The sequence below is a fragment of the Rhizobium sp. NXC14 genome (assembly GCF_002117485.1).
Lineage (GTDB): Bacteria > Pseudomonadota > Alphaproteobacteria > Rhizobiales > Rhizobiaceae > Rhizobium.
This window is the reverse complement of sequence record NZ_CP021030.1, coordinates 1,240,090-1,266,838: the sequence shown is the minus strand read 5'-3', so window position 1 is coordinate 1,266,838 and position 26,749 is coordinate 1,240,090. Positions and strand designations below refer to the sequence as shown.

The 26,749-nt window shown below is 62.1% G+C and carries 25 protein-coding genes and 1 pseudogene; 12 read left to right on the top strand and 14 right to left on the bottom strand.

All coding sequences use genetic code 11. From position 1 onward, the window contains the following. Window positions 1-116: 116 nt before the first annotated feature. A protein-coding gene (locus NXC14_RS06255; protein WP_198175470.1) for an IS630 family transposase occupies window positions 117-1,062 on the top strand; the annotation gives its coding sequence in 2 pieces (ribosomal slippage) (window positions 117-455 and window positions 457-1,062; 945 coding nt in all). A 92-nt stretch (window positions 1,063-1,154) separates the two neighbouring features. Here NXC14_RS06255 and NXC14_RS06250 read toward each other — a convergent pair. After that, window positions 1,155-1,961 carry a class I SAM-dependent methyltransferase gene (locus NXC14_RS06250; protein ID WP_085777426.1) on the bottom strand — a complete coding sequence of 269 codons (807 nt, stop codon included), beginning with the start codon at window positions 1,959-1,961 and terminating at the stop codon, window positions 1,155-1,157. A gap of 467 nt (window positions 1,962-2,428) precedes the next feature. Here NXC14_RS06250 and NXC14_RS06245 point away from each other — a divergent pair, with 467 nt between their 5' ends. The 3 genes from NXC14_RS06245 (at window position 2,429) to tam (ending at window position 5,407) form a co-directional block, all read left to right on the top strand. Then, window positions 2,429-2,890 carry a cupin domain-containing protein gene (locus NXC14_RS06245; protein ID WP_085777425.1) on the top strand — a complete coding sequence of 154 codons (462 nt, stop codon included), beginning with the start codon at window positions 2,429-2,431 and terminating at the stop codon, window positions 2,888-2,890. A 390-nt stretch (window positions 2,891-3,280) separates the two neighbouring features. Beyond that, on the top strand, window positions 3,281-4,561 hold the full coding sequence (locus NXC14_RS06240) for a hemolysin family protein (RefSeq protein ID WP_085777424.1): 1,281 nt from the start codon (window positions 3,281-3,283) through the stop codon (window positions 4,559-4,561). Window positions 4,562-4,636: 75 nt separating this feature from the next. Further along, window positions 4,637-5,407 (top strand): trans-aconitate 2-methyltransferase, encoded by a 771-nt coding sequence (gene tam / locus NXC14_RS06235; protein WP_085777423.1) that lies wholly within the window; start codon window positions 4,637-4,639, stop codon window positions 5,405-5,407. Window positions 5,408-5,530: 123 nt separating this feature from the next. Here the strand turns inward: tam and NXC14_RS06230 are convergent, their stop codons facing one another. From NXC14_RS06230 to speB, 7 genes are all read right to left on the bottom strand, one after another. After that, window positions 5,531-6,568 carry an Ldh family oxidoreductase gene (locus tag NXC14_RS06230; RefSeq protein ID WP_085777422.1) on the bottom strand — a complete coding sequence of 346 codons (1,038 nt, stop codon included), beginning with the start codon at window positions 6,566-6,568 and terminating at the stop codon, window positions 5,531-5,533. Further along, a complete protein-coding gene (locus tag NXC14_RS06225; protein WP_085777421.1) occupies window positions 6,565-7,740 on the bottom strand; it encodes an alpha-hydroxy acid oxidase in 1,176 nt (391 codons plus the stop codon). Before NXC14_RS06225 ends, NXC14_RS06230 begins: the two co-directional genes overlap by 4 nt. A gap of 73 nt (window positions 7,741-7,813) precedes the next feature. Further along, a complete protein-coding gene (locus NXC14_RS06220) occupies window positions 7,814-8,611 on the bottom strand; it encodes an ABC transporter permease (RefSeq protein WP_085777420.1) in 798 nt (265 codons plus the stop codon). Further along, on the bottom strand, window positions 8,608-9,465 hold the full coding sequence (locus tag NXC14_RS06215; protein WP_085777419.1) for an ABC transporter permease: 858 nt from the start codon (window positions 9,463-9,465) through the stop codon (window positions 8,608-8,610). The genes NXC14_RS06220 and NXC14_RS06215 overlap by 4 nt, the downstream gene beginning before the upstream one ends. After that, window positions 9,462-10,496 carry an ABC transporter ATP-binding protein gene (locus NXC14_RS06210; protein ID WP_085777418.1) on the bottom strand — a complete coding sequence of 345 codons (1,035 nt, stop codon included), beginning with the start codon at window positions 10,494-10,496 and terminating at the stop codon, window positions 9,462-9,464. The genes NXC14_RS06215 and NXC14_RS06210 overlap by 4 nt, the downstream gene beginning before the upstream one ends. 60 nt (window positions 10,497-10,556) lie before the next feature. Continuing rightward, window positions 10,557-11,639: an extracellular solute-binding protein gene (locus tag NXC14_RS06205; RefSeq protein WP_085777417.1), complete on the bottom strand. Its 1,083-nt coding sequence runs from the start codon at window positions 11,637-11,639 to the stop codon at window positions 10,557-10,559. A gap of 104 nt (window positions 11,640-11,743) precedes the next feature. After that, window positions 11,744-12,802, bottom strand: a complete 1,059-nt coding sequence (gene speB, locus NXC14_RS06200; RefSeq protein WP_085777416.1) for an agmatinase — start codon at window positions 12,800-12,802, stop codon at window positions 11,744-11,746. Window positions 12,803-12,976: 174 nt separating this feature from the next. Between speB and NXC14_RS06195 the strand changes: the two genes are divergently transcribed. Together NXC14_RS06195 and zwf are read left to right on the top strand one after the other, a co-directional pair. Then, a complete protein-coding gene (locus NXC14_RS06195; protein ID WP_085777415.1) occupies window positions 12,977-13,855 on the top strand; it encodes a LysR substrate-binding domain-containing protein in 879 nt (292 codons plus the stop codon). A 178-nt stretch (window positions 13,856-14,033) separates the two neighbouring features. Next, a complete protein-coding gene (gene zwf, locus NXC14_RS06190; protein ID WP_085777414.1) occupies window positions 14,034-15,551 on the top strand; it encodes a glucose-6-phosphate dehydrogenase in 1,518 nt (505 codons plus the stop codon). Between the two features lie 11 nt (window positions 15,552-15,562). Here zwf and NXC14_RS06185 read toward each other — a convergent pair whose 3' ends face one another. Beyond that, entirely contained in the window at window positions 15,563-15,880 is a 318-nt protein-coding gene (locus tag NXC14_RS06185) for a hypothetical protein (protein ID WP_085777413.1), read from the bottom strand. 119 nt (window positions 15,881-15,999) lie between these two features. Further along, window positions 16,000-16,455: an NUDIX domain-containing protein gene (locus tag NXC14_RS06180; protein ID WP_085777412.1), complete on the bottom strand. Its 456-nt coding sequence runs from the start codon at window positions 16,453-16,455 to the stop codon at window positions 16,000-16,002. Between the two features lie 154 nt (window positions 16,456-16,609). Between NXC14_RS06180 and NXC14_RS06175 the strand changes: the two genes are divergently transcribed. Continuing rightward, entirely contained in the window at window positions 16,610-16,876 is a 267-nt protein-coding gene (locus NXC14_RS06175; protein ID WP_085777411.1) for a type II toxin-antitoxin system ParD family antitoxin, read from the top strand. Window positions 16,877-16,878: 2 nt separating this feature from the next. Next, a pseudogene (locus tag NXC14_RS06170) lies at window positions 16,879-17,184 on the top strand (type II toxin-antitoxin system RelE/ParE family toxin); the annotation flags it as partial. Between the two features lie 51 nt (window positions 17,185-17,235). Here NXC14_RS06170 and NXC14_RS06165 read toward each other — a convergent pair. Next, window positions 17,236-17,628, bottom strand: coding sequence for a hypothetical protein (locus NXC14_RS06165; RefSeq protein WP_085780007.1), 393 nt, complete (start codon window positions 17,626-17,628; stop codon window positions 17,236-17,238). Between the two features lie 199 nt (window positions 17,629-17,827). Here NXC14_RS06165 and NXC14_RS06160 point away from each other — a divergent pair, with 199 nt between their 5' ends. From NXC14_RS06160 to NXC14_RS06140, 4 genes are all read left to right on the top strand, one after another. After that, complete coding sequence (locus NXC14_RS06160) at window positions 17,828-19,384, top strand: helicase HerA-like C-terminal domain-containing protein (RefSeq protein WP_085777410.1); 1,557 nt, start codon at window positions 17,828-17,830, stop codon at window positions 19,382-19,384. Between the two features lie 239 nt (window positions 19,385-19,623). Next, the gene (locus NXC14_RS06155) at window positions 19,624-20,574 is read left to right on the top strand and encodes an IS110 family transposase (protein ID WP_085777409.1); all 951 of its coding nucleotides are present in this window, start codon (window positions 19,624-19,626) and stop codon (window positions 20,572-20,574) included. Between the two features lie 278 nt (window positions 20,575-20,852). Continuing rightward, window positions 20,853-22,439, top strand: coding sequence for an ABC-F family ATP-binding cassette domain-containing protein (locus tag NXC14_RS06145; RefSeq protein WP_085777407.1), 1,587 nt, complete (start codon window positions 20,853-20,855; stop codon window positions 22,437-22,439). 412 nt (window positions 22,440-22,851) lie between these two features. After that, window positions 22,852-24,372 carry an ABC-F family ATP-binding cassette domain-containing protein gene (locus NXC14_RS06140; RefSeq protein WP_085777406.1) on the top strand — a complete coding sequence of 507 codons (1,521 nt, stop codon included), beginning with the start codon at window positions 22,852-22,854 and terminating at the stop codon, window positions 24,370-24,372. Between the two features lie 241 nt (window positions 24,373-24,613). On the opposite strand, the gene NXC14_RS06135 is transcribed toward NXC14_RS06140, so the two are convergent. The 3 genes from NXC14_RS06135 to NXC14_RS06125 are packed head-to-tail and all read right to left on the bottom strand — an operon-like array spanning window position 24,614 to window position 26,682. Next, window positions 24,614-25,393, bottom strand: coding sequence for a VOC family protein (locus tag NXC14_RS06135; RefSeq protein WP_085777405.1), 780 nt, complete (start codon window positions 25,391-25,393; stop codon window positions 24,614-24,616). A 49-nt stretch (window positions 25,394-25,442) separates the two neighbouring features. Next, complete coding sequence (locus NXC14_RS06130) at window positions 25,443-25,910, bottom strand: DUF1579 domain-containing protein (protein WP_085777404.1); 468 nt, start codon at window positions 25,908-25,910, stop codon at window positions 25,443-25,445. A 43-nt stretch (window positions 25,911-25,953) separates the two neighbouring features. Further along, a complete protein-coding gene (locus tag NXC14_RS06125; protein WP_085777403.1) occupies window positions 25,954-26,682 on the bottom strand; it encodes a thioredoxin family protein in 729 nt (242 codons plus the stop codon). Window positions 26,683-26,749: the final 67 nt, after the last annotated feature.

The following is a 26,749-nucleotide window of genomic DNA, read 5'->3' as shown; positions in this document are numbered from 1 at the left end:
AGGTCTGACTGCTTTGAGGCCTTTAGAGTCGGTCAGCTTTAAGCTGAATCGCAACGGGATTCCCTTTTTGCTTCGGTTGTGATTCAACATCATTGCTGGTGGGGAGGCCAGCAACGATGGCGCGACCTCTTTCCGTGGATTTACGCAAGCGCATTGCCGACGCACTTGCCGAGGGCATGACGGTGCGGGCGGCCGCCTTGCGCTTTGGGGTATCGGCGGCGACGGCAGTGCGGATCGGTCAGCTTGACCGATCCGGGCGTGGTTTGGCGCCGGCCAAGATGGGTGGGCATGTCAAACCCATGCTGTGTGGCGCGGCGGCCGATGAGGTTCACCGCCGCCTGGCGGCCAAAGCCGATTGGACGGTGCGGGCGCTTGCCGTCGATCTGAAGGTGGCAGGCATCCATGTCTCTCATGACACGGTTTGGCGTTTCTTGCGCCGTGAAGGCAAGACATTTAAAAAAAACGCTGATCGCCAGCGAGCAGGACAGGCCGAAGGTGGCGCGGTTCCGGAGCCGCTGGAAGACCCATCAACATCGACTTGATCCGGACCGCCTGGTGTTCGTTGACGAAACCTGGGTCAAAACCAACATGACGCGCACCCGCGGCTGGTGTCAGCGTGGGCAGCCGCTGATCGCCGGAATACCGCATGGCCATTGGAAAACGCTGACCTTCCTCGCCGGGCTGCGCCACGACCGCATCGTCGCGCCTTTCGTGCTCGATGGCCCGATCAACGGCACCGCTTTCACCGCCTGGGTCGAGCAATGCCTGGCACCAACCCTCAATCGCGGCGATATCGTCATCCTCGACAATCTCGGCAGCCACAAGGGCAAGCCGGCGCGCAACGCCATCCGCAATGCCGGCGCCCACCTGTTCTTCTTGCCGCCCTACAGCCCTGATCTCAATCCGATCGAGATGATGTTCGCCAAACTCAAGACTTTGCTGCGCAAGGCCGACGAGCGTAGCGTCGAAGCGACATGGCGGCGCGTCGGTGAAGTCCTCAAAGCATTCAGCCCGCGCGAATGCGCCGCCTATCTCAGGCATGCAGGATATGTTTCAACATAAACCTGACAGACTCTAGCGGCCTGGCAACTTTTGGCTGCCGAAGAACGATAGCTGACACGGGGCCGGCGCAGGCCCCTGCATGCTCTCCAGTGTCAGGCTGGGACCAAGCCACGCACCATACGGAACATCATCGGAAATGACCGGGGTCCATCGGGCAAGCCAACCAGATACCCAGCACGAACATGCTGTTCGATCGAACCTCGGGCGTCGTCAGAAAGTGCCATCAATGTGCTTGTGGTGCTGCCTGGGCCGTCTGTGAAGGTGGCCCAATAGTCCGCGAAGGACGCATACTCGCAATCCACGACAATGGGAATCTCGGTCACGTCAACGAGGCCGATCTTCCGCCACAACGTCGCCTGGCCATCCGGCCAGAAGAGCTGGCGCCCTGCCCGCATGGATCTCAGCCTTGCGAAGTCGGTCTCAAGGACGGCGCCGGTGTTAATCACGAGGTCGAAGGCGGGCATGCCACCAAGGAACTGAGTAACGGCGGACGCGACCACACCGCCTGGACGGGTCACGCGCTTCATCTCCGAAACTACCTGTTCAATTTCCGGGATGACGTCCAAGGCAAGGGTGGAAACTGCCGCATCGAAAGAATTGGCGTCGAACCGCAGTTTCCGGACATCGCCATGTTCATATGCGATATTGGGGTGGGATCGTCGACGGCGGGCTCCTTCCAGGTATCCCTCCGATGCGTCAACACCGATCACATGCGCTCCCGCCTCGGCCAGTGCTTTCGACAACACTCCCGTCCCACATGCTACATCGAGCACGCGATCGCCCCGAGCAACATTGGCACGACTGAGAAATGGGCTTGCCAGATGTTCGCTCCAGCGCCCTATGAATGTCTCGTAGACGTCGGAATCAGCCCAATTATATCGTAGCTCTGCTGTTTCCATGGCTCGCCATGCTCCCTCGACCACGAATGGACCGTAACACGGCCATTCAGGTAGCGCGTATCGCCGTCACACCCAATCCAGCTGAACCTTATTAACGTTTCTCAAGAAAATATGACATAGCGGGAACCCATAAAATCACACTGGCCTTCTCGTCGATCGCTGCTCCGAGGTCCCCGCTTGTCGGTCTGACCAATGTGATCCGCGCAGGTCGCGGTGAGACAAGGCTCAGAACGCGGCAGGCCCGTGTCATTTTCACGCAGGCCGCCCTGGATCGGGGACCTTGCGGACGCGGCCCGCTGCACCGATATCCGCCGCGACGCTTCATCAGGCATTATCCGTGCCGAAGCCATCCGGCGATCTTGCCCCGGCAACGGGGCGGTTGCCAAAGGCGGCGCAAAGGTCTAACGGCTGCGCCGGCAAGAAGGCGCCTACAAGAAAAGCCTCGTTAAGAAGAAGAAGAAAGAGACATGATGTCCAACTCGTTTGTGAAAATGCCTGCCGAAAACACGAAGCGGTATTTCGTGCTCGGCGAACGGATCGAGCGGCGGCTTCGGCTCCGCGGAACCTGGTTCAACATCTTCGACGTCACAGTGCCATCCGGCAGCCGGACGCCGAAACACGCGCATGCAAGCCCGGAAGTCTTCCGCATTCTCGAGGGCCGTTTGACGATCTGGCGGCTGACCGACAGTGGTCCCGAGGAGATCGAGGCCGGTGCTGGCGACATCGTCACGATCCCGCCTTTCACGGTGCACGGCTATGCCAACCGCGGGACCGTTCCGGCAGTCTTTTCGGCCGTCGTCGATCACGAGATGGCAGAGTTCATCGAAACGGAAGGCACGAGCGAGCCGCTGAAAGCCCCCTCGCCTGAGACCATCGCCCGGATGACGGCCGCTGCCAATGCTTATGGGATCACCATTCTGGCGGCGTGACATTCGAGCGCGTGATGCCGGAGCGTTCGGCGTTCGGCATCACGCAGGAATGCGTGAAGGCATGCTTGCCGCCGTTTTTCGAAACTGTCACATCAAGGCGCTATGAGGAATTCGCCCAGCGCCTCTTGCGCCGGACCTGTTTCACCGCCAAGATTGCGCCATGCCCGATAGCGACCCATCCAGTACAAGCTCCGCCCGCTCAAACCGAAAAGCCGCCGCAGAAGGTGCCGGCGCCTGTCGTAGACGGTGCGGCGATGTCTGCCTCGCGCCTCGCACCCAGCCGAGCTCACAGAAAGCTTTGCCGATGGGTGATGCGCATATATAGCGTCTCTGCGAAAGCCCCGCCGCCTCGCCTTATGCGGCATCAAAACCTCAACGAATAGGGTCCCTGTGTTTCTGGAAATTGGAATTGTGGCGTTTCTCACCATCCTGAATGGTGTGCTCGCCATGTCCGAGCTGGCTGTCGTGTCTTCTCGAACAGCCCGCCTGAAGGTCCTCTCCGACAATGGGAGCAAAGGTGCAGCTCAAGCCATCAAACTTGCCGAAAACCCCGGTCGCTTTCTTTCCACGGTTCAGATCGGCATCACGCTCGTCGGTGTTCTCTCCGGCGCTTTTTCCGGGGCCACGCTTGGCGGCCGCCTGACAGCATGGCTGGAGGCGCAGGGAATGTCATCGACGGCCGCTGACGCCATTGGCGTCGGCTCCGTCGTCGTGGCGATCACCTATCTTTCCCTGATCGTCGGCGAACTTGTGCCAAAGCAGATCGCATTGCGGGAACCGGAAGCGGTTGCGGCGAGGGTCGCGCCCGCCATGGCGCTGCTTTCACGAATTGCGCTGCCGCTCGTCTGGCTTCTGAACGCGTCGGGAAATCTGATGCTCAGGCTGCTCGGCCAGACAGGAAAAGCCGGCGACAACGTCTCTGACGAGGAGATCAAGACCGTTCTGGCCGAGGCGCAGTCGGCGGGCGTCATCGAAAGCGAAGAGTCGGCGATGATATCAGGCGTCATGCGGCTGGCGGACCGCACCGCCCGGGCGCTGATGACGCCGCGGCGGGACGTCGAAATTATCGATATCGACGACAGTCTCGACGAAATCCGGGCTCAGCTGCACCGGACGAAGCGGTCTCGACTGCCGGTCCGCAGAGGCAGTTCGGATGAGGTGATCGGCATCCTGCCGGTCAAGGATTTTTACGATTCGATATCGGAACACGGCAGCGCCGATATCAAGGCTCTGACGCAGGACGTCCCGGTCGTATCAGACCTTGCAACCGCGACCAGCGTGATCGAAGCCATCAGGAAATCGCCTGTTCATATGGTGCTGGTGTTTGACGAATACGGCCATTTCGAAGGGATTGTTTCGTCAGGCGACATTCTTGAAGCGATCATGGGCGCGCTGCAGGAGGGACCGGTCGATGAGCAGGCCATCGCGCGTCGAGACGATGGTTCCTATCTCGTCTCCGGCTGGGCGCCGATCGACGAATTCGCCGAGTTCCTGAACCTCAAGCTCGAGGACGATCTCGAATATCAGACCGTGGCCGGCCTTGTGTTGGAGGAGCTGAAACATCTGCCGGAATTGGGGGAGAGCTTCACGAGAGATGGATGGCGTTTCGAGGTCATCGATCTCGATGGCAGGCGCGTGGACAAAATCCTCGTGTCTGAAGTTCGCGACTGAGCTCTACGGGCGCAACATCGAAACGATCCGCATCCGCCACTGGAAAGACGTGGCCTGACATCAGGAGGTATCGCCATGGCATGGTCCGCCAGCCAATATGTCAAGTTCGAGGACGAGCGCACGCGGCCGGCGCGCGATCTTCTGGCGCAGGTACCGCTGCAGAGCCTTCGCCGCGCCGTCGACCTCGGCTGCGGCCCGGGCAATTCGACCGAGCTCATCATCGAGCGTTATGGGGCTGCCGGCGTCTCCGGCCTCGACAGCGACATCAACATGCTGGAGGCGGCCCGCAAGCGGCTGCCGGGCACAGCCTTCGTCGAGGCGGATCTTGGCAGCTGGCAGCCGACGGAGCCCGCCGATCTGCTCTTTGCCAATGCCGTCTTCCAGTGGCTGCCCGATCATCTCGACATTTTCGAGCGGCTGATGGACGGGCTTTGCGAAGGCGGCGTTCTTGCCGTGCAGATGCCCGACAATCTCGGCGAACCCTCGCATCTGGCGATGGAAGAAACTGCCCATGCCGGCCCCTGGAAGGCCGCCTTCGAGGCGAAGAGCGTGCGCCGTCAGCCGCTGGCACCGCCGTCCACCTATTATTCCAGGCTGATTGCCAAGGCGGCGCGCGTCGACATCTGGCACACCATCTACAATCACCCGATGGCCGACGCGGCAGCGGTCGTCGAATGGGTCAAGGGAACCGGGCTGATGCCCTATCTCGCCCGTGCCGGCAAAGAGCATCGCGAGGCGTTCCTCGCCGATTACCTCGCGCGCGTCGAACGAACCCATCCTAAACTGTCGGACGGGCGGGTGCTGCTCAGATTTCCGCGGCTTTTTATCGTGGCGGTGAAGAAATGACCGGCTGCGCCCGGCATGCTCTTCGCATCCATGCGCTATAGTTCGCAGGGATTGCCTTTGAGGTTCCGAGGTCGATGGACCGGTCGTTGATCGAAACCGCTGCACATTTCCGAACGACGTGCTTTATTTGACGGCGGCCAGTCCGCCAGCCAACAGCGCATCCAGTTGGGCAATCTCCGCTGCGGTCAGGCTGATCCCTTCGGCTTCCGATTTGACGCGCGCGGCGAAGCGGCGCTGCGATGGAAGCCGTGCGCCTTGCCCGACGATCGTTTCAAAGAGCGCTTCGGCGCGCGCGAACGGATCGCCGGGGCGGCCCCTGGCGAACGCTTCGGGTGACATCGCAATGATCAGTTCGCCATGGAACGGCGCCAAGGTCGTCGTGCCGAGGTAGTCTAAGACCTCGGGACTGGTGAGATCGCCGATCATGATGCCGGCGAGCAGCTCTATCATGGTGGCGATGGCGGACCCCTTATGGCCGCCAAAAGGCATCATTGCGCCTTCGAGCGCGGCCGCCGGGTCAGTGGTCGGATTGCCGGCAGCGTCGATCGCCCAACCCTCCGGCAGTTGCTTGCCGGCGCGCCGGTGCAGTTCGATCTCACCGCGCGCCGCCACCGACGTGGCAAAATCGAACACGTAGGGCGGCTGGTCTTTGCGAGGCCAGCCAAAGGCAAGTGGATTGGTGCCGAGCAGAGGCTTGCTGCCTCCGGATGGGGCAACCGTCGCATAGCTCGGACACATCACCAATGCCGCCAGGCCGTGCGCGGTCAGTGCCTCGACCTCGGGCCACAGGGCCGAGAAGTGCGAGCAATCGTTGATGACCATCGCGGCGATGCCAAGCCGCTTGGCGCGTTCCGCCAGGGCGGGTACGCCGAGTTCAAACGCCGCGCTGGCGAAACCGCCCCCCGCATCGACCCTGACGATTGCGCTGCCGTCATCCGGTGCAACGACGGGAGCGGCATCAGGCATCACCTTGCCGGCCTTTACCGTGCACAGCGCACCCTCGATGCGGTATATTCCGTGCGACTTGCAGGCATCGCGTTCTCCGGCCACGATGACATGCGCCAAAGCCGCCGCCTGCACCTCGTTCAATCCTGCGCGTTCGAAGATGGCAACGACTCGATTTTGCAGGGCTTCGACGCTCATGGTAACGGCTTCAGTCACGCAATTCTCCATCCGAGATCAAGTTCCGCTTTCGCCCGCCCTGCTTTTGGCCGCCAGTGACACGCTGGCAAGTCCTCCAATGCCTTGCAGCCCAGCTGCGCCATCGTTGCCCTCAGTTCGGCTTTCAGGACATTCATCAAATGATCGCCGCCGCGACGCCCGATGGCGGCGGAAGCAAACAGGAATGGCCGGCCGATCAGGACAAAATCGGCGCCGAGCGCCAGCATCCGGGCGATATCAAGGCCGGAGCGCACGCCTCCGTCTGCGAGAAGCAAGGCCTTGGGGCCAAGTCGTGCGCGGATTTCACCGATGACCTCCGCCGCCGACGGCGCGGCGTCGAGTTGGCGTCCCCCATGATTGGAGAGGATCAGACCATCGCCGCCCAAGGACATATATTCCTCCGCTTCGTCGGCGCGAAGCACACCCTTGACCAGGATCTTGCCTGGCCATGCGTCTCGGATTTTCTTGAAGCGCTCGCGCGTGACGTGACCCGTCATCACCCTGCCGACAAATTCGGCCGCTGCGGCAAGGCTCGAGCCCTTCGGGTAGTAGGGCGAGAGATTGGCGAAGTCGGGAGCGCCGTTTTGCAGAATGCCCATCGCCCATGACGGACGCATCGCCACCTGCATGATCGTCGAAAGGTCGTGGACCGGCGGGATGCTCAAACCATTGCGGATGTTGCGCTCGCGCCGCGTGGGTGCTGGAATGTCGACAGTCACGACGAGAACGTCGTAGCCCGCTCTGCCCGCCCGATCCACCATGTCCTCTTCCATGGCGGGATCATTGGGTGGATAGAACTGGAACCAAGTGTGATCACCGCCTGCAGGGCGGATCGTCTCAAGCGAGGTGTTGGCGAAAGTGCTGAGGATATAGGGAAGGTTGTGCTGCCTGGCAGCCTGTGCCAGCGGTAGCTCCCACCCGGGCCACAGAAGGCCGGCCAGCCCAAGCGGCGCGATGGCAAATGGCGCGTCGAAACGATGACCGAACAGGCTTGCGCCGATATCGGGCTCGTCAGCGTCGGCCAGGTAGCCCGGCATAAGCACCACCTCTTCCATGGCCGCCAGATTGCGCCGAACGGAAGCTTCGCGCCCGAGTCCGCCGGGCATGCGTCTTTGCGCGGCTTTTTCCATGTCGGCGACGCAGGGAAACCGTCGTTCTAGCGCTAGGTCCATCTCGGGTGCTTCGATGTTGAGGAGGTAGGGACGGCTGATCGCCCTGCGTTCCGTGGGGGACTGGTTGCTTCGATCAGGGTTCGTTTGACGTCATCGCGCCAAGCAGTTTCGGCAGGTCGCCGAAGCGCGCGACGAGGCTGAAGGCGATCGCTGCGGTCGCCACGAACAGGATCGTCACCGCCGCCATAGTCGGCGTGTAGCCGTATCGCAGCGAATTGAAGATCTTGATCGGCAGCGTTTCCAGCGTGAAACCGACCGTCATGTAGGCAACGATGTATTCGTTGAGCGACAGCACAAAGGCAAAAGCGTAGCCCGACACGATGTACGGCGAAATTAGCGGCAGAACGACGGTTCGGAACACAGTACGGTCGTCGCCTCCCAAGGTCGAGGCGGCCTCTACCAGCGAGCGGTCGATCGCCGAAAAGCCGAGCGAAATGGTCACTAGCGGCAGCGTGACGAAAAAGATGGCGTGGCCGATCACCGCCGTCCAGGGTTGCCCGTAAAATCCGGTCGTGGCCCAGAAAGTCAGCAGGCCGAGCGCCGTGATAACCGGCGGCAAGGTAAAGGGCGCCACGCCAAGCAACTGGAAAATATTGGCCCAGGGCGCGTGGCGGCGCCAGAGGAACCAGGCGAGCGGCAAGGCAATCAGCACCGCAAGCGCCGCCGACGACAGCGCCAGCACAAGCGACGCGATCAGCGCGTTGCGCCATTCCATATCGAGAAATATCTGGCCATACCAGCCGAGCGAGAAGCCTTGCGGCGGGAAGGTGAGGCTCTGCTTGGCATTGACCGAAACGCCGGCGACAATGATCAGCGGCAAAGCGAGAAACAGTCCGACGACCCCGAAAAGAATGTTGCGGAGAATGGTCATTTAGTCGCTCCTCCTCGGCGGCCAACGAGCAGCGTGAGCGCTACAAGGGCCAGTGTGACCAACACCAGGAAAACCGCCATGGCAGCAGCGAAGGGCATGTTCGACTGATAGATCGCCTGATCGGTAATGTGCACGGAAAGTGTCCAGTGTTGCGGGCGGCCGAGCAGTTGCGGCAACAGATAGGACCCGAGAGCGAAGATGAAGACCATGATCAGCGTGGCGAGGATGGTATCGCGCAGCGCTGGCACGACGACGGTGAAGAAGGCCTTGACCGGCGAAGCGCCGAGCGTTCGCGCGGCCTCTGAAAGCGTCGGGTCAAGCCGCACCAGCGCGGGGTAGAGCACCAGGACCGTGTAGGGGAAGGCCTGATAGACCATGCCTGTGACGACGGCTCCGATGCTCGGCGTGAGGGCGACTGCCTGCTGCATGAGGCCGAGCCATACAAACAAGTTGGTGATGCCGGCCGTGCGCGAAAACAGCGTCGACCAGGCGAAACCGATGATTACTTCAGACAAGGACAGGATCGAAAGGAGTGCGACCAGCCAGGCCACCTGGGTGCTCCGCTTCATGCGGATCAGCAGGTATGTGAAAGGCAGGGCCAGAACGACACAGGTCGCGGCCACCGCAATCGCAAGGAGCAGCGAGAAGCTGAGCACTCCCCCCAAGAAGGCTGAGAGGAAGCGGATATAATTGTCGAAGACGAAATCAGGCGTGTAGAAGCCGCCCTGCTGGCGTTTGAAGAAGCTGACGGAAATCATCGTGCCGAAAGGCACGACGAAGAAGACGATCAGCATGATTGCCGGGAATGCGAGTGGGGCATAATCGCCGAGCGTCTGCGGGGGTTCGCGTCTCATTGCTCGATCACCACGCAATCCTTGTCGGTCAGCGCAATGCCCACCCTCTGGCCCACCGCCACGTCAGGGCGCTCGCGCGGTGTCGAGACCGCAATGAACTGCTGACCGCCGACATTGACAAAAGTTTCGACGACGCCGCCGAGATCGCGCACGAAGGTGACCTCGCCCGTCAATGCGCCGGCCTCGGGCGGCCCCAGGCGCACGTCTTCCGGCCGGATCGAAAGCGTGGCGCGCTCGATACCTGCCGACAGCGACAGGGCTGCGACCGGCTGCCCCAATATGCTGACTGCGCCGCCCTCTCGCCTGGCTTCGACCAGATTTGTCTGGCCAATGAAATCCGCGACGAAGCTGTCTGCCGGCCTGCGATAAATCTCCGTCGGCGACGCCGCCTGGCGTATCTGACCGCCGTTCATGACCACGACCGTATCGGCCATGGTCATCGCCTCGCGCTGGTCGTGCGTGACGGCGATCGTGGTGATGCCGAGCCGCTGATGAAGCTGGCGAAGCTCCACCTGCATGGCTTCGCGCAGCTTGGCATCAAGCGCTGACAGCGGCTCGTCGAGCAGAAACAGTTTCGGCGAAATAGCCAGTGCCCTTGCGATTGCGACGCGTTGCCTCTGGCCGCCGGAAAGTTTCGACACGGAGCGGTCAGCGTAGCCCGGCAAATAAATCATCGCCAGCAGCTCTTCGACGCGCTTCGCCTGCTCGTCCTTCGGACGGCCGCGAATGCGCAGTGGATAGGCGATATTCTCGCCTACCGTCAGGTGCGGGAACAGCGCCAGCGACTGGAACACCATGCCAAGCTCGCGCTGGTGCGTCGGCGTCCTGGTGATGTCTTTGCCGTTGAGCGTGATGCGGCCCGAGGTCGGCAGATCGAGACCTGCGATCATGCGCAGCAAGGTCGTCTTGCCGCAGCCGGAGGGGCCGAGCAGACAGACGAATGCCCCGTGCGGCACCGTCAGGTCGACATTGTCGACGGCGCGAATGACGCTGAAGTCCTTGACGATATTCTGAAGCGTGAGTCCCGACATATGCCTCTTCCCGACCGAAAGGCAGGCCCCTGAACGGGGCCCGCGAAAGCACGATGAGCGTCAGCTGGCGATCATTTCCGTCCACTTCTCGTTCAGCCAGTCGGCCTTGGAGAGGTACATGTCGTAGTGTGGGATGATCGGTTCGATGTCGGAGGAAACCGCCGCAAATTCCTTCTCGGTCAGATCGGTCGTTTCGCGCTTCACCGTTGGCGACGTGCCCACCTTGCGTGACAGCACGGCCTGGATGGACGGCTGACACATATAGTCGATGAAGATATGCGCCTCTTCCGTCTTCTTCGACGCCTTCGACAGCGCCCACGAACCTGCGTCCTGAATGCCGCCCTCCTTCGGGAACGTCGAGCGAACGGGCTGGCCGTCCGCGGCGGCGAGGCCGGTCACGTCGTGATAATACTGTCCCATTGGGATTTCACCCGACTTTAGCGCCTGTTCGAACTGCGCCTCGTCGCGATACCACAGTCGGACATTCGGCTTCAGCTCGGCCAGCTTGGCGAAGACCTTGAGGATGCTCTCCTCAGTGTCGAGGGCCTGGGCGCCGCCGAAATAGGTCTTTGCCGTCACGTCGAGCAGGAAGGAGTTGGACACGAGCGCCAGCAGACCGAGCTTGTCGGCATTGGCAGGATCCCACAGCGCTGTCCAGCTGGTCGGCGCTTCCTTGTAGACATCTGTGTTGGTGACCAGGGTGATGAACCATGAGACCGCGCCGATGCCGGCGACGCGGCCATCCGGATATTTGTTGATGAAGCGCTCAAGCAGGCTGCTGGAATTCTTGATCTTGGCGAGATCGAGCGGAGCCCAGAGCTCTGTGGCCTGGCCCTTGCGCATCGACACCTGCGACATCATCGAAACGTCAGCCGGCGCCTGACCTGCCTGGGCTGCCTGCTGCATCTGCACCAGCCAGGCCTCGCCGGTCGGCTCTGCGACGGATTCGACCGCGATGCCGGTCGCCTTGGTGAACTCCGGGAAGATGTTCTTGTCAAACGAGTCCTTGAAGTAGCCGCCATAAACACCGACCTTCAGCGACTTGTCCTGGGCGCGCAGCACATTGGGCATCGCCAACATGGCTACACCAGCACCTATTCCGACGCCGAGCATGGTGCGGCGGTTCATTGTCAATTTCGTCATCGTCTTTCTCCTAACCGATGCGGCACGCCGCTTCCCTCTTTCAATGTATTCGAGGCCTTTGCGGCCTTCTTGTCGTTCCTGGCCTTGAGCTGCGGCCAGGCCCGTCAGGCGGTACGGCGGATTGCCGGGCTGAACGCCATCAGGCTCAATATTTCGAACAGCATCTGCGCGCCGGCATGGGCTGTGTTGGTGGTAGCGTCATACTGGGGCGCGACCTCGACGACATCGCCGCCGACCAGGTTCACGCCCTTGAAGCCGCGGATGAGCTCCAGCGCCTCGCGGGTGGTGAAGCCGCCAATCTCCGGCGTGCCGGTGCCCGGCGCGAAGGAAGGATCGAGGCTGTCGATGTCGAAGGAAAGATAGGTCGGTCCATCGCCGATGACGGCCTTCGCCTTTTCGATGATTGCAGGGATGCCCATTGCCGAGATCTCCTCGGCATGGATCACCGTCATGCCCGAGGCGTAAGAAAACTCCCAGAGATATTCAGCCGAGCCGCGAATGCCGATCTGAATCACGCGCGTCGGGTCGAGCACGCCGTCGAGCACGGCGTTGCGGAACGGTCCGCCGTGGTGGAACTTGGTCAGGTCGTAAGCACCGCCGGTGTCGCAATGGGCGTCGATATGGATCATGCCGACCGGCCGCTCCTTGCCGACGGCCCGCAGAATCGGATGGGTGATCGAGTGGTCTCCGCCTACCGAGAGCGGCAGCACACCTGCGGCAACGATCTGCGCGACGCGTTTTTCGATATCCTCATGTGACAATTCCAGCCGGTAGCGGCTCTGAAACGCTACGTCGCCAATGTCTGCCACGCGCAGTTCCTGAACCGGCGCGCAGCCGAGCACATGGTTGTAAGGACCGATGCGCTCAATGGCGCGCAACGCGCGCGGTCCAAAGCGCGAGCCCGGGCGGTTCGTCACGCCAAGATCCATGGGCACGCCGAGGATCGCCACCTGCAGATCACCGAAATCCGGATTCTCGTTGTCGACCTGCATCAGCGGGGCGGAGAGGAATGTCGGGATTCCCGAATAGGGCGCGAGCCGGGTGCCGCTCTTGTTAAAAATCTTCTCCGCTACCTTGCGGAACTCCGGATGGTGCAATTCACCGCCGTGGTTGTCGCCATATCTGGTTCGGAGTTCGGAAAGCTTGGTTTCATTCCAGGACATGACGGCCTTCTTGAGGATGACGATGCTGCGATCAGGATGGCAAATCGGTCCTCGGCTGCAGCTCTGCCGCAGAGGCCGATGGCTTCTTCAGTGATTGAACGGCAAGCTCGCTGGAAAATCAATTGATATTAATCTACAGTTTCATGCAAGTTTTTCTCACAGGTCGTTTGCCTCATGTCCAGCCGTCTGCCACCCCTCAACCCGCTGCGTGCGTTTGAGGCAACTGCCCGCCATGGATCGGTTTCCGCCGCGGGACGCGAGTTGAATGTCACCCACGGCGCGATCAGCCATCAGATACGCACCTTGGAAGAATCGCTCGGCGTGCGCCTGTTTGAGCGCGGCGGCAAATGGTTGAAGCTGACCAGCCAGGGCGCGTTGCTGATGCCGGTCGTCTCCAACGCATTTTCGGAGATCGCAGCAGCGAAAGCCGCGATGACCCGGCCGGCGACTGGCGGCACGCTGCGGGTAACCTGTGTTGCGGCGGTGCTGTCGCTCTGGCTGATGCCACGGCTGCAGGAGTTCACCGATCAATACCCCGATATTCAACTCGACCTGCGCGCCTCGAATGACCCGAAAAATCTGAGTTCCCCGAATGTCGACCTGTGCATTCTCTACGGCGGCGGCAACTGGCCCAATTATTGGTCGCGCCTCTGGAGCCGGATGGAGCTCTTCCCCGTCGCCAGCCCGGCCCTCATGAACAGGCGGCCGTTGCGCTCCCTGCGCGATCTGCGCGACCACATGCTCCTGCATGCCGATCGCGGCAATGAGTGGAACACCTGGCTCACCGCAGCCGGCGTTGCGATGCCGGCGCGCCAGCACATGATGAGCGACGCGCGCCTGTCGATCGAGGCCGCCATGTACGGCCATGGCATTGCGCTCGGCGACAACATCACCACCGCGCACATGATTGCACGGGGCGAGCTGGTCGCGCCATTCGATCTTACGGTTCCGGCCAATGACGCGGTCTATGTGGCCTGCCGATCCGAGGCTCAAGCGACGCCAATCGTCCGCGTCTTCATCGAGTGGTTCTATGCTTCTCTCGTCCGAAACTGAGTATGGGTTGAGGCTGCTTGGCTGAGCGCCAACCTTGACATCGCCACGCCCGCTGCAACTCACCGGCTCTCGGCACTCCCGCCGCCCCAGTGTGTCAAATGGGCGTTACATCTCGCCAGTTATGTTGCCGCGAAACCGGCAGGCATTATAGTCGGCGGCAAAATCGGAGACGACACACATGCACGCTGCCCCTACCCCGCCGGTCACCCTTGTCATCTTCGGCGCCACGGGCGACCTGACGCGCCGCCTCCTGGTGCCGGCGATCATCAACCTGACGCGCCAGGGCCTCGTTGGTGAGGACCTCAGCATTCTCGGCATCGGCATCGAAGCGGGCGACGACGAATTCCTGCGCGGGCGGCTCGATGCCTTCCTCAATCGTCTGAACGGCGACGAGCAGACGGTCAAGGACCAAGCCTGGGAGAGCCTGCGCCGGCGCATTTCCTATATGTCGGGCGATTTTACCAAGGATGACATCTTTGTCGAAATCGGCAAGCGGCTGGGGCCGAACGCCAATGCCGCCTTCTATCTCGCGGTGCCGCCATCCTTCTTCGGCACCATCGTCGAGAAGCTTGCCGCCCATGGGCTCACCGATGAAAGCGAGGGCGTCTTCCGCCGCGTCGCGATCGAGAAGCCGTTCGGCACCGATCTCGCCTCTGCGCGGGCGCTCAATGCGCAAATCCTCACCCGGATCGGCGAAAGCCAAGTCTACCGGCTCGATCATTTCCTAGGCAAGGAGACGGTGCAGAACCTGATGACGGCGCGTTTCGCCAACATGATCATCGAGTCGCTGTGGAACAGCCGCTATATCGACCACGTGCAGATCACTGCCGCCGAGGTCGTTGATGTCGGCGGCCGCGGCAAATTCTACGATGCCACGGGGGCGCTGCGCGACATGGTGCCGAACCATCTCTTCCAGCTCTTGGCGATGATTGCCATGGAACCGCCGAACAGCTTCGATGCCGAAGCGATCCGCAACGAGAAGAGCAAGGTGCTGAAGGCACTGCGCATCTATACGCCCGAGGAGGCAAAGACGCATGGCGTGCGCGGCGCCTATGCGGCCGGCTCGTTGAACGGCGTCGATCTTCCCGCCTATCGCGACAGCAAGGATGTTTCGCCCGACAGCCGGACCGAGACCTATGTGGCGCTGAAGCTCTATGCCGATACCTGGCGCTGGGCCGGCGTGCCCTTCTATTTGAGAACCGGCAAGGCACTGACGGCACGCGACACCGAGATCGTCATCACCTTCCAGCCGGTGCCCTTCGCGCAGTTTCGCGAGACCGAGGTCAATCGCCGCCTGCCGCCGAACCGGCTGGTAATCCAGGTACAGCCGGACGAGGGTTTGAGCATGGAAATCTCAATCAAGTCGCCGGGGCTCTCGGTCGATACGACGCCCGTGTCCCTCGATTTCCGCTATGCCGACAAGTTCGATATCGGCAAGACGACCGGATACGAATCGCTGCTCTACGACCTCTTCATCGGCGACCAGACGCTGTTTCAGCGCGCCGACGGCATCGAGGCCGGCTGGGCGGCGGTGCAGCCCTTCCTTGACATCTGGAGCAAGGATCCGAGCACGCCCGAAGCTTACTCGCCAGGCAGCATGGGTCCCACCTGCGCCGACGAGCTCATCGAGCGCGACGGACGCAAATGGCACGAACTCGGGGTCATCCTGCACCGCGACAGCCAGAACGGCAAATAGGGCGTGCCTGATCATTGACCTTCGCGGCACGCCGGGCTGACGGAGGCGCCGCTGTTGCCGCCCTGCGTGGCAAGCGCGCCACGGGCCTTGCGCGGCGGGCAGCGCGCCCAGTCGACGCGGCCGCTCGGAACACCGTTGTCGACGCTGCCTGTTTCGATCGAGTCGAGCGGGATGACCAGCCCGGCTTGCGGCTCCGCGCCCGGCGCTGTGCCGAGCGGCGGCGTGCCATCAAAGCGGCCGCTGGCATCCATGCCCATGTTCGATTGGGCAAGAACCGGACCGGAAAGGCTGAGGAGAGCGATCGACGTTGCTGCAATGAACCTGCGCATGATGCTGTTCCTTCTGATGTCAACGATGCGGCAGAAACAGCAATTCTACTCCCTTGTTCCCTCTGGAGCGAGTACGGGCGATCAAAGTTTGGCGAGCAGATTCGCAACGTCACTAAGGCTCAATCACGCCATCGCGAGAGAACCGTCTCGAGGCCCGTCGGATAGAGATCGAGCCCGGCGTCACGCACCATGTCGCGGCCGAACCAGCGCGCCGTCGCCGCCGTTTCGTCCAGTTCGCAATAGCGGATCTCATCGCGCTCGTAGAGGCCTTGATCGGCCAGTTCGACATCGGCGGCGAAGATGAATTCGTGGCCGATCGAACCATGGTGTTCGAAGATATTTTCGAGAATATGCCAGGGGCCGACGATGCGGATTTCAGTCCCGAGCTCCTCCCGAATTTCGCGGTGCAGGGCCTGTTCGCGCGTCTCGCCGAATTCGATCGAGCCGCCGAGCGGCCGGACACCCTTGATGCGGCCACTGTCATCTTCCACTTCCGCGGCGAGCAAGCGGTTCTCTCGCCAGGCAAGGCCGATCACCTTCACCCTGATCTGCTGCGGCGGGCGCCAGACGGTCATGCAGTTTTCTTTCATCCGATGGGCGAAGGGCATATAGCGGGCAGAGGCTGCGAGGCAAGTCGATCCGGAGCAATCGCTTCATATCGGTCACTTTTTGACATCTATTGCCATAAACGAGGGATTGTCGCATATTGATGCAGCGAAAGGAAAAGCTATGCCCAACGTTGCGCTTGGAAAGCACTACGAGGAATTTGTTCGGAAGCAGTTGGAGTCCGGCCGATACAACAATGCCAGCGAGATCGTCCGTGCCGGCCTACGGCTTTTGGAGGATCATGAGGCGGCCCGCGATCGCTGGCTTAACGAAGAAATTCCGGCGCGCTATGACGAGCTGGTGAAGACGCCGAGCCTTGGAATTTCCGCCGAAAAGGTGCGGGCGCGCTTCGAAACAAAGCGCCGGCACGATGCGGCGAAAGCCAAGTAGGCATGGCCTACCGCATTATCTATCACCCCAAGGCAGAAGCCGAACTCGACAAGCTCTATACCGATATCGCCGTTGAGGCTGGACCGGGGATCGCCGGCGGCTTCGTCGACGGAATCATCACCTTCATCGAGGCCCTTGAGACTTTTCCGGAACGCGGCACGGTGCGCGATAGCCGGATTCCCGGCTTGCGGATTGTCGGCTACCGGCGCAGCGTCAGCGTGGCTTTTTCGGTCAGCGGCAATGACGTTATCATACTGGGGGTGTTTGCGCGCGGACGCGACATTAGTGACGAGCTTCTAGAGGAGCGAAAAAGTAAGCCCCGCAGCGGCGGCGCGGGGCTCTTGCCGTTCTGTCGTCGTTCAGACGAACTGGCTGAGGCCGGGGACGGAGGCGACGACTTCGTCGACGACCTCTTCGCCGGCATATTGCTTGGCGATCGCAATGGTCTCCTTGGCGAGCGAGGTGATCTCGCCCATGCCGAGGCCCTCGCCCATAAGCTGCTGGCCGAGCCCCATGATGCCGCCGCCGCCGAGCGAGCTCATCAGCCCGCCGAGCAGACCGCCGCCGCCGGCACCCGCGCCATTGAACTGGGCGACGAGATCCGCGCCGCCGGGGATGGCCTCGATCATCCGGGCAACGGGGCCGTCGGCGGCCTCGCGCTGCAGGAAGCCGAGCATCATGCCGAGCGCCTTCTCCGCCTGCTCCGGGGAAATGCCCACCCGATCGGCGATTTCAGTCACAATTCCATTCATCGTCAGCCTCCTCATATTTTTGACGTTAACGTCAACGTTAATCGAGATTCGAATGCAACTCAAGCCAGCGGTTTCGCTTTCGATGCAAACAGTTGTCCGCATTCGCCTGCCTGCTTATAACAGGGAAACAATGGTTCGATGAAGGCGGCGGAAGCCAGACCTTCTCAACAAACGGCGGCAGGGCCGAAGGGAGATTGCGATGATCGAGGACGGCAAGATTTTCATCGGCGCGAGCCGCAATCCCGACGACAGCATCAACAAGCCGGAATATCTCGACCTGAAGTTCGGAAACCGCCACGGTCTCGTCACCGGCGCCACCGGCACCGGCAAGACAGTGACGCTGCAGGTGCTGGCCGAAGGTTTTTCGCGGGCCGGCGTTCCGGTCTTTGCGGCCGATATCAAGGGCGATCTTTCCGGCATCGCCGCCAAAGGCGAGCCCAAGGATTTTCTCACCAAGCGCGCCGAGCAGATCGGTTTCACCGATTACGAATTCGACCAGTTTCCGGTGATCTTCTGGGATCTGTTCGGGCAGAAGGGCCATCGGGTGCGCACCACCGTCGCCGAGATGGGGCCGCTGCTGCTCGCCCGGCTGATGGACGCTTCCGAGCCGCAGGAAGGCGTTATCAACATCGCCTTCAAGATCGCCGATGAGGCCGGCCTGCCGCTGCTCGATCTCAAGGATTTCACCTCGCTTTTGAACTATATGGGCGAGAATGCCACCGAGCTTTCCAGCCAGTTCGGCCTGATCTCCAAGGCCTCGGTCGGCTCCATCCAGCGGGCGCTGCTGGTGCTCGAACAGCAAGGCGCCGAGCATTTCTTCGGCGAGCCGGCGCTGAAGATCTCCGACATCATGCGCACCCACACCAATGGTTACGGTCAGATCTCGGTGCTTGCCGCCGACAAGCTGATGATGAACCCGCGGCTCTATGCCACCTTCCTGCTGTGGCTGCTGTCCGAGCTGTTCGAGGAACTGCCGGAAGTCGGCGACCCCGACAAGCCGAAGCTGGTCTTCTTCTTCGACGAGGCTCATCTGCTCTTCAACGACGCGCCGAAGGTTCTGATCGAACGCGTCGAGCAGGTGGTGCGGCTGATCCGCTCCAAGGGCGTCGGCGTCTATTTCGTCACGCAGAACCCGCTCGACGTGCCGGAAACGGTGCTCGCCCAGCTCGGCAACCGCGCCCAGCATGCGCTGCGCGCCTATTCGCCGCGCGAACAGAAGGCGGTGAAGACGGCGGCCGATACCTTCCGCCCGAACCCGGCCTTCGACTGCGCCACCGTCATCACCAATCTCGGTACCGGCGAGGCCCTGGTCTCGACGCTGGAGGCCAAGGGCGCGCCGTCGATCGTCGAGCGCACGCTGATCCGCCCGCCGTCGGGCCGCGTCGGCCCTCTGAGCGATGGCGAGCGCCAGCAGGTGATGGACAGGAGCCCCGTCCTCGGCGTCTATGACGAAGACGTCGATCGCGAATCCGCCTTCGAGATGCTGGCGGCGCGGGCAAAAAAGGCGGCGGAAGCAGAGGCCGCCAAGCGGGCGCAGGAAGAAGCGGCCGAACAGCCGGGCACGACCTCCGGCTGGAACCTGCCGGGCTTCGGCGGCGATGACGACAACCGCCAGGGCCGCGGCCAATCGCGCGGTCGATCCGGCTACCAGCGAGAAACGGTGGTGGAAGCGGCGATGAAGAGCGTCGCCAGAACGGTCGCCACCCAGGTGGGCCGGGCGCTGGTGCGCGGGATCCTGGGGAGCTTGAAGCGGTAGGCATTTGCCGCGGCAGCGCGCTTGAGCCCCTCATCCGCCTGCCGGCACCTTCTTGGATGAAAAAAATGTAGGATATTGATGCTTGCCGGGCGGGTGGCCGCCCGCCCGGCAGCTGGTTGTCGGATCGTCACCTTCTTAGCCGTTTTGGGCTGTGGGGAGCAGGATCGCAACCGGCTCTTCATCTGGCCCGTGTGGTTGCAGGAACCTTGGGGTTCGTATCCAAGACAGGGACGACGAAGATGACCGATAATAGCATGATTTGTGCCGGAATCGATGTCGGCAAAAGCCATCTCGACATTGCCCTCCATCCCGGTAAGGCAAGGCTGAGGGTCACGTACGACACCGCTGGCCTGAAGGCGCTTGACGCCTTTCTTCGAGAGCATGACGTCAGCCGCATCGGCCTCGAAGCCTCCGGCGGCTATGAATGGCGGCTGCTGGCGCATCTGCGGGCCGGCAAGCGGCCGGCGGCGCGTCTGCAGCCGGCGCAGTTGCGCTTCTTTGCCAAGAGCCGGCTCAAGCGGGCCAAGAACGATCGGCTCGATGCCGTGCTGATTGCGTTGTTCACGGCAAGTCTCGAGCAGTTGCCGGCGCTGCCGGACGCACGCTTCGACAAGTTGGCCGCCGAACTGACCTATCTGGAACAGATCGAGCAGCAGATCGCGCTGGTCAAGACCTTTGCCGAGACCGCCTTGTCGGAGGCGATCAAACGCCGCCACCTGCGCGAGGTCGCCCGCCTCGAAACCTGCCGCAAGGCCCATCTGCTGCGGCTCGAAAAGACGGTTCGCGACGATTGCGACCTGGCGCAACGGCTCGATCTGCTGATCTCCATCAAGGGGATCGGGCTGCGCAGCGCCCTGTGCCTGATCATTCGGCTGCCCGAACTCGGCCATGCCAGCCGCGCCGAGATCGCCGCCCTTGCCGGCGTCGCACCCTATGACGACGATAGCGGAAAGTATCATGGCAGACGCCGCATCCAGGGTGGTCGCGAACGCCTGCGAAAGAGCCTATTCATGTGCGCATTCACGGCAACCCGGCACAATCCGGATCTCGCCGCTTTCTACACGCGCTTGCGTCAGAACGGAAAGGAACACCTGTGCGCCGTCATAGCCGTCGCCCGAAAACTCATCGTTCTCGCCAACACAATCCTCTTTCGAAAGACCGAATGGACGCCCCAATACCGGAAAAATTGAACATGGTTGCTCCCCGCTCGCGGGGCGAAGGGACCAGGCCGCGACCTCTCCGACCCTCACGAAGCTCTCGCGTGGCACGTCCCCCTCGCCCCGTTTACAGGGAGAGGGGCAGCCATCAGGTCTGCTTGAAAGAATGCAGAATCGCCACTTTGCCTTGAACCCAACGCCTTCCTCCCCTAAATTCCCCGCCATCGACCATTTCAACAGGATGTGTGCAGCAATGGATTTCAACCCGATCGCAATGCCAGTTCGCTTTGCCAACGGGGAAATCCCTATCGATGTCTGCATCCATCACTCTCTCGCAAATTTCCTGGGCCACGCCTGACGGGCGGCCGCTTTTTTCCGATCTCGATCTCAGTTTCGGCAGGGACCGCAGCGGTCTTGTCGGACGCAACGGCGTCGGCAAGACGACGCTGCTGAAGCTTATCTCCGGCGATATTCGGCCGCAGTCGGGATCGATATCGATCAGCGGCAGCCTCGGCATGCTGCGCCAGAGCGTTCAGGTTGCGGCCGACGAAACCATCGCCGATCTCTTCGGCGTGGCCGCGGCGCTCGCACTTGTGCGTCGTGCCGAAGCCGGCGCGGCAACGGCCGACGAGGTTGCCTCGGCGGACTGGTCGCTGGAGGCACGCATCGCAACTGCGCTCAACCGAACGGGACTCGACGCGGAGCCGGAGACGCCGCTTGCCGCACTCTCCGGCGGGCAGCGTACACGTGCGGCGCTTGCTGCGCTCATCTTCAGCGAGCCGGATTTCCTCCTGCTCGACGAACCCACCAACAATCTCGATCGCTACGGCCGCGCGGCGGTGATCGCATTGATTTCAGGCTGGCGGGCCGGCGCCGTCGTCGTCAGCCATGACCGGGAACTGCTCGAAAGCGTCGACCAGATCGTCGAACTGACGTCGCTTGGCGCGACGCGCTACGGCGGCAACTGGAGCCATTACCGCGAGCGCAAGGCCCTCGAGCTTGCCGCCGCAGCGCATGATCTTGCCGATGCCGAAAGGCGCATGGCGGAGGTCGCCAGGAAGGCGCAGGCGAACGTGGAGCGTCAGGCACACAGGGACAGCGCCGGGCGGAAGATGGCCGCCAAGGGTGGCATTCCGCGCATCATGCTCGGCGGCATGAAGGAGCGAAGCGAAACCACCGGCGGCGACAATGCGCGTCTTGCCGAAAGACGGCGCACCCAGGCGCTCGAAGAGGCAAAGGCGGCGCGCGAGAAGATCGAGATCCTGCAGCCATTGTCGGTGAGCCTGCCGGCGACGGGGCTGCCGGCCAGCAAGATCGTGCTGAAGATCGACGGCGTGACGGCAGGCTATCTGCCAGATGAACCCGTCATCCACAATCTCTCATTCGACGTGACGGGACCGGAACGTATTGCCATCACCGGACCGAACGGTTCGGGCAAGACGACGCTGCTCGCGCTCATCACCGGCGAGCTCAAGCCCCGGGCCGGCACCGTCTCGGTAATGACCGGTTTCGCCATGCTCGATCAGAAGGTGAGCCTTCTCGAGCCGTCAGCCTCGATCCGCGACAATTTCCGCCGGATCAACCCGCAAGCCGATGAAAACACCTGTCGGGCCGCGCTTGCCCGCTTCATGTTCAGGGCTGATGCGGCGCTGCAGACGGTCTCGACGCTCAGCGGTGGCCAATTGCTGCGCGCAGGCCTTGCCTGCACGCTCGGCGCCGCACCGCCGCCGCTGCTAATCCTCGATGAGCCAACCAATCATCTCGACATCGACTCGATATCGGCGGTCGAGGCAGGTCTCAGCGCCTATGACGGGGCGCTGATCGTCGTCAGCCACGACGAGGCGTTTCTCGAAAACATCGGCATAACACGGCGGCTGGCATTGTCCCCCCGCTTATGAGCGCGCGGCATCCTCCAATCTCTCTCATGCTGAGGTGCGAAGCCCGAGGGGGCTCTCTTGAGTACCGGACACCGAGCCACCCCTCCACTCAGCGGCGGCTGATTATGCCGCCCTTGCCTCTTTTTTCGGGCAATGGTATTTCCATCCTGCAACCCTTTCGAGAAAGGAGGATCACGCTATGCAGTATTATTTCCGGCATCATCGCCAGCGTGGTCCCGTCAACGCCCTGCAAATGCGTTTGCAGGGCTGACCAGAGACGCACGCACTCTCTTCCTGGTCTGCCCTTCGTGGCCGATGCGCCGCCGTCAGATGACTGCGCGCATTCCTCTTATTCCCGGGCCCGAAAGACGCAATCCGTGATGGCCTGATGCCACCGATTGCATCTGCTCCCGGTCAGGACCAGAGAACGAACATGACCCTCATCAATATCCGCAATCTCGGCGTGGCGCTGAGCAAGCCGCTGTTTTCCAACCTCAATCTCGTCGTCAATTCAGGCGACCGCATTGGCCTCGTAGCCGCCAACGGGCGCGGGAAATCCACCCTGCTTGCCTGCATCACCGGCGCGCTGGAGCCGAGCGAGGGCGAGATCACCAAGGCGCGGGGGCTGACGATCGGCCATGTCGCGCAGAATGTGCCGGCCGCCCTTTTCGACACGCCGTTCTATGATGCAGTGCTGCAGGCGCTGCCGGCCGATCAGGCCGAAAGCGAGAGTTGGCGCGTTGACCTCGTGCTGGAATCGCTCGAGGTGCCGGAGGCCATGCGCAGCCGGCCGCTGAAGCATTTGAGCGGCGGCTGGCAGCGGCTCGCGATGATTGCCCGCAACTGGGTCACCGAGCCCGACGTGCTTCTGCTCGACGAGCCGACCAACCATCTCGATCTCGAGAGGATCGCGCAGCTGGAAAGCTGGTTGAATGCGCTGCCGCGCGAGGTGCCGGTCATCCTCTCCAGCCATGACCGCGCCTTTCTCGATGCGACGACCAACCGGACATTGTTCCTGCGGCCGGAGCAATCGCCGGTCTTTGCGCTCCCCTATAGCAGGGCACGCGCGGCCCTCGACGAGATCGATGCCTCGGAGGCACGGCGGTACGAGCGCGACATGAAGGCGGCGGAGCAACTGCGCAAGCAGGCCGCCAAGCTCACCAATATCGGCATCAATTCCGGCAGCGACCTGCTCGTCGTCAAGTCGAAGCAGCTGAAGCAGCGGGCGGAGAAGCTGGAGGATGCGGCAAGACCGGCGCATCTCGAACGTTCGGCCGGCGCCATTCGGCTTGCCAACCGCGGCACTCATGCCAAGGTGCTGGTGACACTGGAAGACGCGGCGGTGACGACGCCGGACGGGACGCTGCTGTTCAAGACCGGTCGTCAGTTCATCTGCCAGGGCGACCGCATCGTGTTGCTCGGGCTCAACGGCGCCGGCAAGTCACGGCTGGTGTCGATGCTGAAACAGGCGGTCGAGAGACCGGAGGCCGGGCAGGATGGGATCAAGGCGACGCCGTCGCTGGTTCTCGGCTATGGCGACCAGGCGCTTGCCGATCTTGCCGACAAGGATACGCCGATCGGCATGATCATCCGCCGCTTCGATGTCGGCGACCAGCGGGCGCGGGCGTTGCTCGCCGGGGCCGGCATGACGATCGATATGCAGGCAAAACCGATCGGCCAGCTTTCCGGCGGCCAGAAGGCACGGCTCGGCATGCTGGTGCTAAGGCTGACGGAGCCGAACTTCTATCTGCTCGACGAGCCTACCAACCATCTGGACATTGAAGGCCAGGAGGCGCTGGAAAGCGAGTTGATGGCGCATGAAGCAAGCTGCCTGCTGGTATCGCACGACCGCAGCTTCGTGCGGGCGGTGGGAAACCGCTTCTGGCTGATCGAGAAGAAGCGGCTGGTGGAGGTGGAGAGCCCGGAGGGTTTTTTTGATTCGGTTGCCGGATGATTAGCGTTGGCGGCGTGCCGTGTGGCCCCCTCATCTGCCTGCCGGCATGCACCGGGGCGAGCCGCGGGTCTCGCCCGTCCTTCGGACCCCCGAGGGGAGAAGGGATATGCCGTACTGTTTCCTCCATCGCAAACGGCAGCGGCAAGAAGAGGCCGCTGCCGCAACTCCCCTTCTACCCATCGGGGAGAAGGTAGCCCGAAGGGTCGGATGAGGGGGCCTCACGGTACTACCGCCAATATCGCTACCGCTTCGGCGCCACCAGGCAGAAGAAGGCGCCCTGGGGATCGGTGGCCTGGATGATCCAGCTACCGCCCGGGACTTCCATCGGGCCGTTGACGACCTTGCCGCCGCCCGATGTGACGCGTTCGATCGCCGCATCGATGGCGGGGACGATGAAATAGTAGCTCCAGCAGGGCATGGGCACGCTGTCGGGCTTGGTCATCATGCCGCCGATCTGCCGGCCGTCATGGGAGAAGAGGTAATAGACGCCCATCGGCCCCATATCCATCTCGCTATCCTTCGTCCAGCCGAACAGCTTGGAATAGAAGGAAACAGCTTCCCTGCCGTTGCCGGCATAGAGTTCGTGCCAGCCGATGTTGCCGGGCGCGTCGGGGGCGAGTTCCGGCCAGGTCTGTTCCATCGGCGCTGGCGTCATGATGCAGATGACGGCGCCATGCGGATCGGCGACGACAGCGAAGCGGCCGACGGTCGGGATGTCCTGGGGCGGCCGGCGGACTGCGCCGCCATTGGCGGCGAAATCTCTCGCCGTCTGATCGACATCGTCGACACCGACATAGCCCGTCCAGTTCGGCGGAATGCCTTGGCCTTCAAGCTCGGCCGGAAACTCCATCAGGCCGGCGACCCCGATGCCGTTCGCCTCGAAGATCGTATAGGTCGGCACGCCCTCCACCTGCATGTCCGAGGTGGTCCAGCCGACGACGGAGCTGTAGAATTTTGCGGCGGCTGAGGTGTCTGATGTCATCAGCTCACACCAAATGAACTTTCCATGCGTCTTGGACATCATGCTCTCCCTCTTCTGACGCCGCCTTTTCGCTTGGGCGTCGTGATTGTCAGATTTTGCGGATGTAACGCGCTTCCATGAACTGCTTCCACGAGCCGTCCTCCTGCTTGGCGCTGGAGGTGAAAGTGCGGCGATTGTCGTCGATGAAGGTGATCTGCTCGCGGTAATCGGCAAGGCCATCGCCGCTGAAGTCGGGTCCAGTGGTATAGAGGTCGAGAACATTGCCGGAGGCGTCGACCTCGCCCTCATAGACCCACATATAGTCCATCATGCTGCCGATCCAGCTGCCGACATATTTGCCCTTCTCGGCGTTGTAGCCGAGCGTCAGGATCGTGGTGGCCGGCTTGCCGTCGGGCATATGGCCGGTCCCTTCGGCGACGAACCAGATGCCGTGAAGGGAGCGGACGGTCTCCGTCCAGTCGTGGCCGTCGGACATCTCGGGTGCGGTGACGCTCCAGTCGCCGACAAGTCTTTCCAAAAAGGAATGCTCTTTCAGTACTTCGGCGGCCTTCATCATGCTCTCCTCCCTTCGAATGACGATATCCCAGATGTTTGATGGCTCAGTGACAGCAGGACGATGTCGTCGCAGCATCCTCATATTCATCATGGCGGCGTACGAAATTCATCGTGCTCTCCTCGTTGCGGCCCTTCGGCGCGCGGTCGAGGATCATCAGGGTGCCGATCAGTTCCTCCGGGCCACGGGCGTAGCTCGAATAGGTATGAAAGACCTCGCCCCTGTCGTTGCGGTAGAAGGCGCTAAGGCCCGGCAGTTCGTCATGCGCCTCAGCCGGCTCGATAGAGGTGAAATTGTAGAAGACCTTGTCTTTGGCAAGATCCTCCGGACTGAAAGAGACGTGATAATCGAAATTGAAATCGCTGCCGAAGGACGAGACCCAGGGAAATTTCCAGCCCATGCGCCTTTTGTAGGCGGCGATCTTGTCGAGCGGAGCACGCGAAACGGCCACCCAGGTGACGTCGTGATGGTTGAGATGCGGCAGCGCGCCATCAACGTGATCCGACAGGAAGGAGCAGCCGGGGCAGCCTGCCTGCCAATCCGGGCCGAGCATGAAATGATAGATCAGAAGCTGGCTGCGGCCATCGAAGAGATCGGCGAGCGATTTCTTTCCCTCGGGCGTTTCGAAGACATAGTCCTTGTCGACCTTCACCCAAGGCAGCGCCATGCGCTCGGCGTTAATGCTGTCGCGCAGCTTCGTCGCCTCTTTTTCCTTCAAGAGCAGGGCACGCCGGGCATCCAGCCATTCCTCACGGGAAACAACTTCGTTCTGCATGAAATGCGCCCTCCTCCGGCGCTGCCGGCGAGCCGGCTCATCCCCTTCTCCTTGACTAATTACATTG